11 protein-coding genes and 1 pseudogene are annotated in these 15,760 nt (G+C 47.4%); 2 read left to right on the top strand and 10 right to left on the bottom strand.

From position 1 onward, the window contains the following. Positions 1 to 32 precede the first annotated feature (32 nt). The 9 genes and pseudogenes from ACGHZ6_RS18865 to ACGHZ6_RS18825 form a co-directional block, all read right to left on the bottom strand. On the bottom strand, positions 33 to 1,175 hold the full coding sequence (locus ACGHZ6_RS18865) for a glutathione S-transferase family protein (protein ID WP_390615576.1): 1,143 nt from the start codon (positions 1,173 to 1,175) through the stop codon (positions 33 to 35). A 49-nt stretch (positions 1,176 to 1,224) separates the two neighbouring features. Then, complete coding sequence (locus ACGHZ6_RS18860; RefSeq protein ID WP_390615575.1) at positions 1,225 to 2,022, bottom strand: type 1 glutamine amidotransferase domain-containing protein; 798 nt, start codon at positions 2,020 to 2,022, stop codon at positions 1,225 to 1,227. Continuing rightward, the gene (locus ACGHZ6_RS18855; RefSeq protein WP_390615574.1) at positions 2,019 to 3,830 is read right to left on the bottom strand and encodes an arylsulfatase; all 1,812 of its coding nucleotides are present in this window, start codon (positions 3,828 to 3,830) and stop codon (positions 2,019 to 2,021) included. Before ACGHZ6_RS18855 ends, ACGHZ6_RS18860 begins: the two co-directional genes overlap by 4 nt. Positions 3,831 to 3,933: 103 nt before the next feature. Continuing rightward, positions 3,934 to 4,617 carry a glutathione S-transferase family protein gene (locus tag ACGHZ6_RS18850; protein WP_390615573.1) on the bottom strand — a complete coding sequence of 228 codons (684 nt, stop codon included), beginning with the start codon at positions 4,615 to 4,617 and terminating at the stop codon, positions 3,934 to 3,936. A 22-nt stretch (positions 4,618 to 4,639) separates the two neighbouring features. After that, positions 4,640 to 6,316 carry a sulfatase-like hydrolase/transferase gene (locus tag ACGHZ6_RS18845; RefSeq protein WP_390615572.1) on the bottom strand — a complete coding sequence of 559 codons (1,677 nt, stop codon included), beginning with the start codon at positions 6,314 to 6,316 and terminating at the stop codon, positions 4,640 to 4,642. A 135-nt stretch (positions 6,317 to 6,451) separates the two neighbouring features. Beyond that, positions 6,452 to 7,255, bottom strand: a complete 804-nt coding sequence (locus tag ACGHZ6_RS18840; RefSeq protein ID WP_390619188.1) for a glutathione binding-like protein — start codon at positions 7,253 to 7,255, stop codon at positions 6,452 to 6,454. 96 nt (positions 7,256 to 7,351) lie between these two features. Beyond that, positions 7,352 to 7,540: pseudogene (locus tag ACGHZ6_RS18835) on the bottom strand (glutathione S-transferase N-terminal domain-containing protein); the annotation flags it as partial. Between the two features lie 216 nt (positions 7,541 to 7,756). Next, on the bottom strand, positions 7,757 to 8,875 hold the full coding sequence (locus ACGHZ6_RS18830) for a glutathione S-transferase family protein (protein WP_390615571.1): 1,119 nt from the start codon (positions 8,873 to 8,875) through the stop codon (positions 7,757 to 7,759). Positions 8,876 to 8,971: 96 nt separating this feature from the next. Beyond that, positions 8,972 to 11,428, bottom strand: a complete 2,457-nt coding sequence (locus tag ACGHZ6_RS18825) for a TonB-dependent receptor (RefSeq protein WP_390615570.1) — start codon at positions 11,426 to 11,428, stop codon at positions 8,972 to 8,974. Between the two features lie 249 nt (positions 11,429 to 11,677). Here ACGHZ6_RS18825 and ACGHZ6_RS18820 point away from each other — a divergent pair, with 249 nt between their 5' ends. Together ACGHZ6_RS18820 and ACGHZ6_RS18815 are read left to right on the top strand one after the other, a co-directional pair. Beyond that, positions 11,678 to 12,730 carry an AraC family transcriptional regulator ligand-binding domain-containing protein gene (locus tag ACGHZ6_RS18820; RefSeq protein ID WP_390615569.1) on the top strand — a complete coding sequence of 351 codons (1,053 nt, stop codon included), beginning with the start codon at positions 11,678 to 11,680 and terminating at the stop codon, positions 12,728 to 12,730. Between the two features lie 248 nt (positions 12,731 to 12,978). Then, positions 12,979 to 13,878, top strand: a complete 900-nt coding sequence (locus tag ACGHZ6_RS18815) for a M15 family metallopeptidase (protein WP_390615568.1) — start codon at positions 12,979 to 12,981, stop codon at positions 13,876 to 13,878. Positions 13,879 to 13,930: 52 nt separating this feature from the next. Here the strand turns inward: ACGHZ6_RS18815 and ACGHZ6_RS18810 are convergent, their stop codons facing one another. Continuing rightward, the gene (locus ACGHZ6_RS18810) at positions 13,931 to 15,652 is read right to left on the bottom strand and encodes an acyl-CoA dehydrogenase family protein (protein ID WP_390615567.1); all 1,722 of its coding nucleotides are present in this window, start codon (positions 15,650 to 15,652) and stop codon (positions 13,931 to 13,933) included. Positions 15,653 to 15,760 lie beyond the last annotated feature (108 nt).

Raw genomic sequence — 15,760 nt, 5'->3', positions numbered from 1 at the left:
TCGGAATTCTCTCTCTTAGAATACGTAATCAATTAGTTTCGTGGCTGGCCAAACATCAATTGCGCCAGCGTTTGTTTATGTTTTTTATGCTTTGATGGATCACGGGGAAGCTTGAAATTATCTTTCATACCTGAGGTAAGAATACCATCTGCATGCAGTGCGTCCAGCCCGCCGACCGGTTCGAATAACGTGTTAATACGGGCTTTATCACCTTCTGATAAATCTGCAAATTCCTGTTGCAGGATTTCCCGGCAGTAGACTCGGTAGTCTGTTGTTTTGGTATTGTTAAAACGAAAGGTCTTACCCGCATGATTAAATCGTTTTTGGTTATTGGTAAACGCCAAGGCATTTTCATGCAGGTAGGGTAGATAGTCTTGTGCAATGCGTTCCAGAATAGGTTTCCAGTAATCGGCTTCCGGCCATGCCCAGGTTTGCTGTTCTCCCAGTTTGCTGGCTTTTGCATTCCACAATCTTGCCAACCATTCATAGGTGTTGGGGCCATGGCGGCGGACAACTTCGGCCGACTCTGGGTCATTACCAAAGTGGCGAAACATTGAGGCGAAATAGCCAAAGTCTGCTGCTGAGGGATGACTGCCTAATATAAAAGGTTGTTGTTCAAACAGGGGTTCTAAAAATTCAAATTCGCGGAATAACATATCGCGAACATCTGCAACATTCTCTTTAGTGACACCGTCGTCCCACAGCCATTCTTTCAACTGCCGTTTGCCAAAATACCAGCCTAGGGGGCGGCCTAGCAGTGGGTGTATAGTCTCGGCACCAATGCGCCAGCCCACCGCCCAGCGGGAAGCGCGTGGCATCCAGCGCCACCACATGGCGGGTCGCCATAACCACTCATCGCCATAGTCTTCCAGCAGCAAGGCAATAAAGCGCAAGGCCTGATCTTCGGGATAAATGGATCCCTGCGGGTAGCGTTGATCAAACCATTGCAGCATGGGCGTTGTATCAAACAACCATTTATTATCGGCGGTCTTTACGGCGGGAACCTTTTTAAATCCGGTATTTTCAACAATGTTATTAGCGCTTTTAATATCCATATCCTGCGGCTGATGCGGAATTTGTTTGTAGCGCAGGTATGCTTCCAATTTGCCACTAAAATAGGATAAATCCGATTTATAGACGGTATAAGGTGAATGAGGATCGGAAGGAGTATTCATTTTAGAAGCCCAGCTGTATTTATAGTCTATATATAGTTGTCACGCTGAGTCAGGCAGAAACAGCTTGCAGCAGTTCGAGTGCTTTATCAGACGCTTCGATACCACCTTTTTGATTTTGCCCGGTGACAATTCGGTGCTTTTCGTCGACTTCCACATGAGTATTGAAAAACTCTACCAGGCGATCGCTACAAAACCTGAAATCCACACCTTCTTTACGCAACTCGGTTTCGGGGTGTTTGGGAGTTAGTTTGATGCCCAGCTGTTTTACCTGACGGTCTGTAACAGCAGTCATTCTTACACCTTGCGCCAGAGGTGATCCGTCCGGTTTAACCGCACCAACAAATCCGACTGGGCCATGGCAAACGCCACCCAGGATCTTCTTGGCTGCATAAGCCTGGCTAAGCTTTTGACTGAGTATATCGGACTGGGCTAAATCGTAGGCTGCGCCCCAGCCTCCTGCCATAAAAATAATACTGTAATCTAGAAAATCAAGGTCATTAATTTTTAGAGAATTATTGGCCTTCTGTTGAAACACTGGGTCCTTCAAAAAGCGGGAATCATATTCGGTACGCATTAACCTGCTGAGAGAGGCTTTTTCGATAGGAATCTTTCCGCCTTTAATACTGGCTACATCGACATCCATGCCGGCATCGAGAAACACGTAATAGGGATCGGTCATTTCTGATGCATATACCCCTGTGGCTTTACCTTTTTTAACTACGGCATTTGTATTGGGGTCTATGGAATCCAGGCTGCCATAGCTGGTAGTAATCACCAGGGCTTTTTGGCCCTTAAATTTGATTTTATTTGATGCTTTATAGTTTGATTTGAATGGGAATATATTCATGCAGATTTCCTTTGGCTAAACGTGCCAGAGATTGCGGTAAAAAGAAAATAAAGAATGGCCAGGACTAAAGTGACGATTATTATCAATGCCAACCAATACTGTTCGATTACCTTGTGTATGGAGTGAATAAAGAGCTGATTAATTGAGTTGAAGTCTTCAGGCATGATTTGTACACCAAAACTATTAGCGTAGGCATTGTAGTCTTGTTTCAGCTCTCTAAATTTCTCTGCGTGTGATGTGGCTAGATCCTGAGTTTCACCGGGATCGGTATTGATGTTATATAAACGCCAACGGCCATCACCGTAAGGGGGCAGGTTACGCGTTAATTTATATTGGCCTTTGAAAAGTGCACTATTGCCAGCAACCTCAAGACCAACCGCATCTTCTGGCCCATAAGTATAGTCAGCATTGTTGAGTATTACGGGCAGCAGGCTTCTACCGGTAATATCAACTTCATGGTTTTGCGTGTTGGCAGAAAGCAGGTTTAGATAGTCCAGCAAGGTGGGCGTAATATCGGTCACCATACTCAGAGAGGCTTCGGTATTGCCTTTAGGCAATTGAGGCCCTGAAATAATCAGGGGTACACGAATACCACCGTCACTGCTGTAGAATTTAAACTTGCTGCTGGGAGATGCAGCTGCTGAAGCCCATTCGGGACCAATAGACACCAAGCTGCCCTTTTCACCCATCGTATCAATGTCACTGTTGTAGCCACTGATAGCTTGCCACAACTCAATGCCTGGGCTGTGAATAACGTCATTAAATTCCGGGCCATTATCCGATGTCACTACAAAAACGGTGTTATCCAGCTCGCCTTGCTGTTGCAGCCATGCCATTAAGCGGCCAATATGAAAATCCATGGCTTCCAGCATGCCGGCATTGACTGCCATCGCCTTTGCATAATAGCGGCGTTCCTCTTCAGAGAGCTGCTGCCACTTGCGCAGGCCATCGGGCATATCTGCCAGTGGGGCGTCTTTAGGAACTAAGCCCAGTTTCTGAGCTTTTCTCCAGCGCTGTTTTCGCAACTCATGCCAGCCCTGATCATAAACACCGCTGTAGTTGTCGGTAAATTCTCGCGGCGCTTGTATCGGTATATGTATCGCCTGAAAGGCCAGATAGGCAAAGAATGGTTGTTGTGCTGGTGTTGTTTTATCGTCACCAATATATTCGATCATTTTGTCAACGATAAATTCTGAGGAATAAAAATCAGCGGGCAAGGTAGCGGGCTTATCATCCTCAAACCAGGGTGCAGTATTATAGAAGGGCATATAGGATTTCTGTTCCCAGTTATCTGCACCGGAAGCATCGAGGATAAAGGAACGATCAAAGCCATGACTGACGGGCAGGTCTTCTACACGGCTGCCCATATGCCATTTGCCCGTCATATAAGTGCGGTAGCCATGTTCACGCAGTCGGTCAGCAATGGTTTTTACGCCGGGTTCCAAATACAGGGAATAGCCGGGAGCACCTTTATGCTCGTCAGGTATGACTTCAGGAATCGTGGCGATGCCTGTGCGGTGGTTATCAATACCGGTAAGTAACATTGCCCGCGAGGGGGCGCAAAGAGGAGAGGTCCGGTAACCGGTAAAGCGAGTACCCTGATCGGCGAGTTTCTGGATATTGGGCATATTCGCTTCACCGCCAAAGGGTTGAAAATCCATTAGGCCGGCATCATCGACCATAATGACCACAACATTCGGGCGTGTAGTGGATAACGATTCCGGGGCTGTAGCCAAGGCTGCAGGTGAACTCATAGCGTTAGCCAGGAAGGCGATGCCAGTCGTCATTATTTTAAAGAAGGTTTTCATTGCAGATATCTTGTACGCTAGCGTCCACATCAATAAGAAGGCTGGCTAATTCTGCTACTTAACAGATGCCAGCCATAGAAGAGGAATGGTTTTGTAAGTATTGTTATTCCTGCAAGAGCTTTTGAGCATTATCTGTGAAGTCTTTTTGCTCTTCATCATCGTCTAGCAGATTGCCTAAGCTGAAAGGCACTTCAATACCTTTGGCCATTCCCGGTTGTTCGGCCATGGTATTCAGCCAACGGTTTAAATGATCAAGCCCATCTATAGAAACACCTGACCATTTGTAGGTACGTACCCAACACCAGTTGGCAATATCAGCAATGGAATAATCATCGGCTAACCATTCGTTATCGCTTAAATGATTATTGAGTACTTCAAACAAACGGCGACATTCATTTTGATAGCGATCAATCGCCGGTTGAATCTTTTCCGGGAAGTAGCGATAGAATACATTCGCCTGTCCCATCATGGGACCTGTGCCACCCATTTGGAACATTAGCCACTGCATCACTTTAGAGCGGCCCTTTACATCCGTGGGCAATAGCTTTCCGGCTTGTTCAGCCAGGTAGATCATAATGGCGCCTGATTCGAAGATGGCAAAATCATCGTTGGCACGATCAACGATGGCGGGAATTCGGCCATTGGGGTTAATGGCTAAAAACTCTGGTTGTTTTTGTTCACCTTCGATCAGGTTAACCGTATGTACGTTGTAGCTAATATCCAGTGCTTCTAGTGTGCAGGAAGCTTTATGGCCATTGGGCGTTGGGGCTGTGTATAAATCAATCATAGGATTCGGTTCCACTCTGTGTTTAGTTAGGCGTGTAAATATATTCATCGCCTGCTTCAAAGGCTTCTGCCAAAGTTTTATCAACCATCACAGGTACTTGCCCGGTTGCACTATAAAGTGGGCCTCGGGAATTCTGTTGATGGATTTTCAAAAGACCGCTTAACTCACTCACTTTATCGGGGTGGCTAGTCGCGAGGTTGTTCTGTTCGGTTGGGTCATCTTTTAAATTAAATAGCCATTGTTGTAACCCATCGGTAGGTCGGTTGTTGACTTGCAATTTCCAATCGCCGTGACGCACGACCTGGTAGTGACCGCTTTGCCAAAACAGGGTTTTACGTGGCCAGTTATTTTCACCCTCAACTAAGGGCAAAATGTCTCGACCATCGATTTCAACAGTTTCCGGTGTGGCTGCACCGGCAGCAGCGGCCAGGGTTGGCATGACATCGATATGGGCTACCGGCGTGTCCACGGTTTTACCAGCGGGAATTTTATTGGGCCATTGAATAAACATGGGGACACGCAGGCCGCCTTCAAACATGGTGATCTTCCAGCCACGGTAAGGGCTATTGGTTTCCGGTAGTCCTACATAACCGGCGCCACCGTTATCGCTGGTGAAGGCCACGATGGTATTGTCTGCCAGGCCTTCGGCTTCCAGCGTTGCCAGAATACGCTCGACACTGCGATCCACGGCGCGAACCATCGCGGCGTAAACACGTTTACGATGAGGTTGAATATCGCCTACTGCTTCATAATCTTCTTTCGTTGCTTGTAAAGGTGTATGTGGACCCCAGTGAGCCAGGTACAAAAAGAAGGGACGGTTTTTATTGGCCTTGATGACTTTGACGGATTCGTCAGTCCAATAATCGGTCATATAGCGAGCGGGTTTAAACTGATCGGCACTGCCGGAATTGAAAGAGTTGCTGAAGCCCAGGCGTGCCCATAGAAATTGGTCGATGGGATCAAAGGGAATTTTAGCGTTGACTACATTGGGGTCATCTTCCGGCAGGTAAAGACCATTGGTCATCAGCAAACTGTCATCAAAGCCCTGATCATGTGGTCCCATACCTTGATCATTGCCCAGGTGCCACTTGCCGATATGTGCGGTGTAGTAGCCTTGAGTTTGTAAGACTTCTGCCAAGGTGATTTCTGACGGGGATAAACCTTTCAATTCATAGGGTGGCTGGCCTTCCTCTTTGGCGGCATCATAAATAGCTGGCGGCAGGTTGTTGTCCATGCTGTTGTATATGCTGGTTACCATCGAGCCCATGCCGTCGGGAGTTGGGGTAAATTCAAATCCGGTACGGGTGGGGTAACGGCCAGTCATCAACATAGCGCGTGAAGGCGCGCAGCTACTGGCGCCGGAATAGGATTGATTAAACACAACCCCTTGGGCAGCAATACGATCAATACCCAGAGTTTGTACGGAGCTGCCATCAACCCGAGTTATGCCGCCACCAAAGGTGGAGATATCGTTGTAACCGAGGTCATCGGCAACGATTAAAATAATATTCGGTGGGCGTTTGTCTGCTTCAGTTGCCGCTTCAGCAGGACCCTGTTGCCAGGGAACATCACGAGCTTCTGCAAACACCTCGGTTGAGGCTTGGTATTTTATAAGCGCCAGCATAATGTCGAGACGCTGGCTATAAGCCACAGTGCCGATCACGGCTAATGTCAGTAATGCAATCAGACTTTTCTTCATAGGGAATAGCTCATAGTTGCTCTTGATTTGCGCTATGCAAACCCCCAAGAGTCATTTCATTGTAAGAGCGAAAGGGGTATAAATTTGTAAAATGGCGCAATATCTTTGTAATATTGCGCCACTTAACCCTTCTTTTCATTCGCCTTTATAGGCCAGCTTGTTTTGCTCCGGATTAGAGACAAAGGGCGGGGTTAAAGCATCAAAGTGCGGATTGCGTTTAATTTCATCGGCCATCATGTCTGGGAATAAACCGGTAGTCGCTAGGCTGCTCTCGAGCCATGATTGGTCATTAGGACTTAAATCCACGAAGCGCTGTTGTAGCTCGGCAAAGGTGCCAGCTCGATAGTCAAACCTGGGTAATTGCGTTTCGATGCCGTAGATGGTGGTTGTGAAGTTTTCTTGCTGATTGATCATGGCTTCACGGTAGCCGAGTGCCTGGGGTAAATAGGTGCGAGCAATAAACGTCACCAGTTTTATTAATGTCTCTGGTAGCGCTGCTTCCAGGTCTAACCAATGGCCAAACTCTTCCCGCCCTAAAAGCCCACGCTTGTCACCAAGGTTGGCCATCTCCTGAAGCCAGTTACACACTTGCGGTGCATTAACCTCAAGGATTTCTGCTGACCAGGGATCATTAAACCCATGGGCCCATAAGGGGCCAAACAATGCAAAATCGGCGAGTGAGGGGCGGTTACCCAGTAAATAGGAAAACTCGCAGAGGTGCTCATCGAGAATGGCTAAAAGATCTAGTAGCTGATTATCTACACTGTTGCAGTCCTCTGGTGTATCAATGCCAAGTGCTTTATTAAATCCACTTTGGCGTTCGAGGATTCCATGGGATACCAAATTAACTGTCTCTGTGGGATGTCCATACGCAAATCCGCGTGCTATGCGGGCGCTTAAGGTTTGTTGGCTGGCTTGTGTTCCCCATCGAGTGCGCATGGCAAACCGCACCATATATTCATCGGAAAACTCTTCAATCAACCACATTAGCCAAGCAAGGCGAGTATCTTCAGGGATTGAGGCCTTTTGTGAGTATTCCTGTTCAAACCACTCCATCATCGGCGTGCTGTCTTGCATAACACGGTCATCAGGTGTGAGTACCACCGGAATAATGGGCATTCCCACCATTTTGGGAATTTCTACCGTGTAATCTTCCAGTGTGGTTTGCATCAATTTATAGGGAATTTCTTTGTAATTAAGGTAGGCGCGCAGTTTATTGGAATAGTAGGAGGAGTAATCCTAGTAAACGCGGTAATAGTCTTTTTGTTTATTGGTCAGAGATTTTTTGTTGGCAAGCAGCGCTTGCTGGTGCTGAATATTTGAGGCAACGTTAGTCATGATAATCACAGTTTGGGCGCAGTTTAGGCCTTTAGAATAAAGCTTGATTCGAGGATGTTGTTTTCACGCCTGTTCTCTTGTGAGCAGGCGTGAATAGGTTTGCTATTGATCCATTACATACAATTTGAAATTGTCTTTATGCAAACCCCAGTTAATCTGATGCTGGCATACAGTTTGGAAACCGATATCGTTTAATAGCGTATCAGTTTCAGATTGTTGAGCTTCAGGTACCGCCTGGTAGGCTTCAATAACACGTTGCAAGCGCCAGGCGGTATAGGTGGTTGCAGGGCGCGTTAATGTTTCGCCTTGCAGGTTGGTGTTAATTTTCCCCAGTCCGGTCGGAGCTTCAGCGCCAGCCTCGGCGTTTGGCAATGCGGTATCGGCGGCTTCGAGAATATCGCTCATCATGTCAGCGAACGCATCAGCAAAATAACGTAATAGCGGGATCAACGTATCACTGATATACAAATTACCCTGATCGGAAATACCGGCACCGGAGTGCATATTGGTGATCCAGTTATTCAAGTGCAGATAATCGTTACGAATAAACATGCTGGGCTCGCAGGGATCCAGATATAAATGGCCCCACATGGCATTCATCATGCCCAAGTCGGCGAGTGTTGGGTGGTCTCCCAGCATATAAGGGGTTTTGGCTAAGTGTGCATCGAGCAAACCGCATACAGCTTCTGTAATCAGCTTGGCTTTTTCCTGAATTTCTATTTTACCCAGTCCAACTTTAGGGAGGCGCGAACGAATCTCTGTGCTGACGGTATCGCCCATCTGCTCAGCCATTGCGGCCAAGTCAGCATTTTCAACACCATTACCTAATGAAGTTTTGAACATATTGATACCCCATTGTTTGGTCTCTTCGGGTATCCAGCGGTAGTAAATCATGGGGATAACAAAAAACTCGTCGGCCAGTGTTTCAATCAGGGTGGCGACAAATTTAAGTTGAGGATCATCCGGCATGATGGGGCGCTCGGGGTGGCGAGCTTCCAATGCCTCAACAATATCACAACCGTCTTTTAGTACCGTGCCATCTGGGCAAAATACAACGGGAAACTGTTGATTGCCGGTAGCAGGTATAACCCGATTAAGAATGGTTTCAATATTGGCTCCAATTTCCTGGTAGGGCAGGCGTTTATATTGCAGGCATGCACGAACTTTGGCGGAATAATAGGAATGTTGAACTGCAACCAGTTCATAATCTTTGGTTGTCATGGGTACACCGTGATGGTTAGGTTTGAAGAAAAAGGGGCACTGGCCAGTAGAGAGCCGAGTGCCCAACAGAGAGTCCTTTAATTTAGATATTGGCGATTAAAAATTATATTTGGCTTGAATCGATACGGTACGTGGATTTACTTGATAACCACTGTAGGTCGGAGCTTGCAGTAGTGAACTACCGCTTACCGGAGTGGCAGATGCGTAACCAATATCATCGTTGTCGGTTAGGTTCTTACCCACCAGCGCGACCATCCAGTTATCCGCTTCCAGCGCAATACGTGCATTGACGTTAACCTGGCTATCTTGTTCTACCAGCGGTTCCAGTGTGGCTTCTACGAATTGCTCAGAGCGGTAGGAGGTATCCAGGGTCATATGCAGATTGAACGCATCCGACAGAGGTGTCAGATAATCGAGAGTGATCGCTGCCGTTAATTCAGGCGCAAAGGAGTTTGGTTCGCCACTAAGGTCACAGGTAACGGCACCGGTATCCAGTGTCACTTTCGGCGGGCAGGCTGCACCTTCGTATTCTTTAAACTCGTAATCAAGATAGGCCATGGAGCCGATTAACAGCAGTTCTTCGGTCAGCATGATACGACCGTCCAGTTCGATACCCTGTGAACGAGCGGCGGCTGCATTACCTACTACGAAGCCAACGGTGCCATCAAACTGACTGACCTGAAGATCTTTATAATCGGTATAAAAGATAGCTGCATTTAACTGTGCACGGCCACCTAACAGTTCAGCTTTGGTACCGATTTCATAGTTAATAACGGTTTCGTCTTCATACTCAAAATCAGCAGCACGTCCGGCGCGGGCATCAAAACCACCGGCTTTAAAACCGTTGCTGATAGAGGCGTAGAGCATCAACTCTTCGGTGGCATCCCACTCGGCTATCACGGTACCGGTAACCGATTCTTCGCGGCGATCATCTTCTACAGCGTGATTTTCAATTCCAAAAACGCCAGCCATGACCAGTTGAGCTTCAAGGCCTGCCGGTGTTAAGCCACCGCCACTGGTGTCATAAATCACTAATGAGCGTTCTGCATCTTTTTCTTCCAGCGTGTAACGGGCGCCTAATGTCAAACGTACTTCTTCGTTGACATTCCAGGTGGCTTGACCGAAGACCGAGTAGGTATCACTGCTACCGTTGTAATCTCTGATATTACTGGTGTTATTGATTTCTTTCAGAGAATACAGCTGACGCCCAGATGCCGTGGCAGCCAGGAATGGGTCTGCGACTCCGTAGTTGGTGAGTAGAGATGCCGCCGGGTTGAATCCGGTTGCACCGGCAGAAGGCATCAGTAAACCCAAACCTATATCACTGAGCGCGGAGGTCAGGTTTTCGTCATCAATCACGTTTTGCTGGCTGTATTCCAAATCCCATGATTGGTAATAGGCGCCGGCAATCCAATCAACGGTTTCGCCACCGGGTGAGGTGAAGCGAATTTCCTGGCTGATTTGATCAAACTTTTCTTGCTGGGCAGCGCGAATAGATTCCAGCCCGGAAAGGTCGAGATCGGTGTCTTCATCCAGTTCGTAATCCACATAACCGGTCACACTGGTGATAGTGAATGCATCAAGATCCCAGTTCATGGTCAGGATAACCTGATTGGTTTCGTTATCACTGTATTCGTTGTTATTGGTCTGGCGCTTACGGTTTTGGGTGCCGTCCTCATAGCCGATATCCTGGCCTGTAGCGGCTGTCAGGTATTCACCGATTTCACCGTAGCTCATACCCGCAAACAGAGGGCTGACAGAATCGTAACCGGCAATCACCTCTTCGCCACGACCTTCAAAATCGAAACTGCTGTGTTCCAGTTTCAGGCTGGCGTTAAAGGTGTCGTTAGGTGTCCAGTCCAGGGTTAAGCGGCCGGTCAGTTCGTCTTTTTGTTGTTCATCATCGCCGTTAGACGTGTTGTCAAAATAACCGTCTTCCTGGTGGGCGCGAATGGCAAGGCGAGCACCTACGGTTTCTGAGAGGGGCCCGGACACCATGGCTTGAATTTCATTAGTGCCATACTTGTGCTCGTGCTCGACCTGAACGCTGCCTTCAAAATCTTCAGTCGGTTTGGCAGTGGTAATGGAAATTGCACCACCGATACTGTTTTTTCCAAACAAGACGTTTTGTGGACCGCGTAACACCTCGACACGTTCCAGATCCATAAACGGCATACGGGCCATAGGGCCGCGGCCCATGGCGATATCATCGACATACTGCACTACGGATTGTTCAAAGCCCTGGTTGATACCGGAACTAATGCCACGAATCGAAATCACCTGGCCTAATGGTGAGTTTGCTTGCTGAAAGTTGGGTACGTAAGCGGACAGATCTTGCAGGTTGTTGATACCGGCTTCAGACATCTTTTCACCATCAACGGCGCTGACTGAAATGGGCACATCCTGCAGGCTTTGCTGGCGCTTTTGCGCCGTGACCACAATTTCTTCAAGCAGTAGATCATCGGCAGTGGCCACGACTGGAGTCGTTAAACCCAGGCTGGCGGCTATGCTGACAGATAACAGGTTTTTGTGTAGGAGATCTATTTTCATCATGCTCTCTCGTTTTTATTGTTTAATGTTTCTCGGTCGTGAGTCTGGAATTCACCTTGGAGCTTGCAATCATCAAACTCGCTTTTTTATCCTAGAGAGAAAAACACGCTATCATTTGTAATATGGCGCAAAGTATTTGTACTATTACGCAGTAATCACGGGGAGTGGTTATGACAGATAGCGTTAAGAAATGGGTAGAGATATAACCCTATACGCTGATGGTATTTTCAGTTTTCGGTAATGAGACATGTAATGGCAGACAATATTCCCAGTTATGTACTAGAGGGCATTGCCAGTCTGATTGAACAGGCTGGTCAAGACCCTGTCGCTATTGCCAAATCTGTTGAGCTAAATCCTGCGGCCTTGTTTCAATCAGATATGTTAGTGAATGAGGTTAAGGTTAATGATCTGTTCGAGGAAGCTGCACGCGTTTGCGAGGATCGCTTTTTTGGTGTGAGAGCCGGTCAGCTTAAAGGCCTGGATATGATTGGTCCGCTGTGGTTATTGGCGCTTCATGCCAGCACAGTTGGTGAAGCGCTCAAGTTGTTGTCAGATAATATGGCGTTACATTCTCAGGGCGTTAGCTTTCTGGTTAATGACCAAAGCGATGCTGGTATGTCTGTGGTCATTGAAGTCGCCAAGTTAAAGTTGGATCTTTTTCAATCTGCACCAAAAAACTCCGGTTTCACGCAGATTGTTGAACATAGTATGACGGTAATTTGTAAAGAGCTGCGAGGCTCTTTGGGGCACAATTGGTGTCCACGATATGTGCAATTCAGGCATTCTGCACCCAGTGATCTAAAACCGTTGCAAAAAGCATTTGGCGAGCATCTGTTTTTTAATCAGGATGTCAACGCGATTCACTTGAGTCGTGACGATGCGCTAACACCTAACCACCGTAACCCCGACAACAGTATTTCCTCAAAGGCTAAGAATTTAATTTCACGGGACTTGGAAGCCAGTGTTGGCCATGGCATAAGTTTTGTGCAGCGTGTAGGCCGTATTATTCGCACCTTGATTAATGACCGGGGCGTCACTGCCCAAGAGGTGGCCAATACGCTGAATATTCCGCTGCGAACTTTGCAATATCGTTTAAAGAAGCACAACACCAGCTATCAAGCGCAGTACGATAAAGTACGCGAGGAATTGGCCAAACACTATCTGTCCCAATCTGAGTTATCGGTCAGTGCGATCGCCGAACGTCTGCATTTCACCGATACGGCGGCCTTGTCTAAATTCTTTAAAAATCGAGTCGGGCTAACCCCTAGCGAATACGCCAAGCGTGTGCGTCTTTTAGATAAATAGCGTCCAAAAAGCAGGTCAAAAAGTACACTGTCCTAAATGTGTCTGTGGAGTCAGGTTTGGATATGACAGTTTTTTGACTGGATGACGCAGAAATAGCCCTTTATGCACCGAAAATGCACATAAGGACTACAATTTGACCAAATTTCCTCTTATAGTACGCAAAAACATACCGATAACATATGTAGAAGTAATGACCAGCTGCTATCTTTATTCCATAAGATAGCTTAGTAGAAGAAGGTTTATCAGTTGTGAAGCGTAGGGATATTTTGGCGGGCTTTTTGGCGGGCACAGGGTTTGCGGCCGCTAACGGCTATTTGTGGCAACAGGCGGTCAACATCACTCCGGAAGAGTTCGGGGATGAGTCTTTGGCCAGTACCGATTTTAGTCAGCCATTGCAGATTGAGCCTGAGTCCGACTCCGAAACCATCACACCCACCACTAATGTGGATAAAGTTCGCTTCTTCGAAGACGACTTCTCCGACGATATTTTCCTACCGGAAACCCAACAGCCATTACTGACTTCCGTACTGTTGCGTATGGAGCGGGTGCAGCGTATTACCGGCCACGGTAACTACAACCTGCTGAGCTTTGATGAAATGATCAAAGTTGCACGCAACTACAGCTCCGTAGGCAGCTTTGAAAAGTCAGAGCTGGAATTTATGGAGAAGGTATTCTTCACCAATGCCTCCGAGTACGGTTTCTTGGGTGATAAGGTTACTAATGAGCTGACCGAAAAAATTAAAAAGGCCGATACCTATAAGGTGCCTTACTCTGGTCACTACCTGTTTAAAAATGAATCCCTGGCGTATTACGAAAAACTCAAAAGCGATGTGGGCTCTTCCATTATCCTGACTTCAGGTATTCGCAGTAACGTTAAACAAATGCACTTGTTCCTGGCTAAGTGCAGCAAATCCAGTTTTAACCTTTCCAAGGCATCACGCTCATTAGCGCCTCCCGGCCATTCCTACCATGGTATCGGTGATTTTGATGTAGGCAAGGTGGGTTACGGTGCAGCCAATTTTACCGATGAATTTGCCAAAACTGACGAGTTCAAGCGTATGCTGGATTTGGGCTATGTGCAGATTCGTTATACCGAGGACAACCGGCTGGGTGTGCGGTTTGAGCCCTGGCATATCAAAGTGGTCTGATTAAACGCTAAACATTTTTTAACGTTTAATCAGCTGTTCAGTTCTACTCTTTCTAGGCTTCGATAATCGCTTTTACAGCGGCTACCAAACTGTCGGTACGTGTTAAGTAGTGCTGGGTAAAGAAACTCAGATTTTCTTTTTGCTCTTCATAAAACTCAGCACCGTACTTTTTCTGCTGTTGATAAGCCGCAACAGCTTTCTGGAACAAAAGACCGGCAGCAACGTTATAGGCAAAAATATTCAAGAAGTAACAGGCAGACTCACGGAAGTCGCCACCCTTGGCATTGTGTTGCAACATGTCTTCGGCGCACTGACGAGCTGTTGTAACCGCTTGTTTTATACGATTAGCCGCCTTTTGAATATCTGCATTATCACACTCAGCTTGTAAGCCTGCCTCAATATCTGACAACAGCGAAAATAACTCTTTACCCTCATCGGCAAAGAATTTGCGCTGAGCAAAGTCATTAGCCTGAATGGCATTGGTGCCTTCATAAATCGGCAGAATACGTGCATCGCGGTAATGTTGTGCGGCACCGGTTTCTTCGACAAAGCCCATACCACCGTGAACCTGAATATTCAGGCTAGTGATTTCCTGGGTGATATCGGTACACCAGGATTTTACAATCGGTGTTAACAGTTGCAGGCGTTTGTCTGCTTGTGCTGCAGTATCGGCATCGTCTGCTTCGGCCATATCAGCCAAGCCCATGGCTTGATAAATCATGGCACGCATGGCCGAGCAGCCAGAGCCCATCAGCATTACCATACGTTTTACATCGGGGTAGTTGATAATGGCTTGGCCGCCTTGTACACGCTCTTCGGCGTAAGCGCTGCCTTGTTGGTAAGCGCGTTCAGCCAAGCCAAGACCTTGCATGCCGACATTGATACGGGCGTGATTCATCATGGTAAACATGCAAGCCAGGCCTCTGTGTGGCGCGCCTACCAGATAACCCAAGGCGCCACCGTTATCACCGTAGGCCAGTACACAGGTTGGGCTGCCGTGTTGGCCGAGTTTTTCCTCTACGGAAACGGTTTTAATATCGTTGAGTTCACCCAGGCTGCCGTCTTCATTAACCAAATATTTTGGCACAGCAAACAGGGAAATACCGCGCGTACCTGCCGGTGCATCGGGCAGGCGAGCCAATACCAGGTGGACCATATTTTCGGCCATATCGTGATCGCCCCAAGAGATAAAAATCTTTTGGCCCTTAATGCGATAGGCATCACCCTCCGGTACGGCTTTGGTTTTAACGGTGGATAAGTCAGAACCTGCTTGTGGTTCGGTCAAGTCCATGGATCCGGTCCATTCACCGGAGACCATTTTTGGAATTAAATACTTTTTAGTGAATTCATCCCCGTGTGCGGACAAGGTTTTTACGGCGCCTTGTGTGAGCATGGGGCAAAGGGAGAAGGCCAGGTTGGCTGACATCACCATTTCCATCGCGGGCGTATTGACCAGTTCCGGTAATCCCTGGCCGCCAGCTTCTACGCTTAGCGGTAATGAAGGCCAGCCGTTGTCGACGTATTGTTGATAAGCGTCGGCAAAACCTTCAGGGGTTATAGTCTTGTCGCCTTCAACTTTGACGCCTTGTTGATCGCCAACCGGGTTTAACGGCGATAGAACATCCTGACAAAAACTTGCGGAGGCTTCCAGAATTGCACTCACCAGATCTTCAGAAACTTCCTGGTATTCGGGTAGCTGTTTGATAGTTGGCAGTCCGGCAATTTCATTAAGCAGAAACAACATATCTTGGGTGGGTGCAGTGTATTGGCTCATGGCATACCTTCGCGTGTTGAAAGAAAGTGAAAAGAAAAAAGCCCTGAACTACAACAGGAGAGGTAATGACAGGGCTGTCGACATAAATTCGACTAGGAGAGAGAGTCG

This window comes from Maricurvus nonylphenolicus (genome assembly GCF_042854845.1).
Classification (GTDB): domain Bacteria; phylum Pseudomonadota; class Gammaproteobacteria; order Pseudomonadales; family Cellvibrionaceae; genus Maricurvus; species Maricurvus nonylphenolicus.
This window is presented reverse-complemented; position numbering and strand designations above follow the sequence as displayed.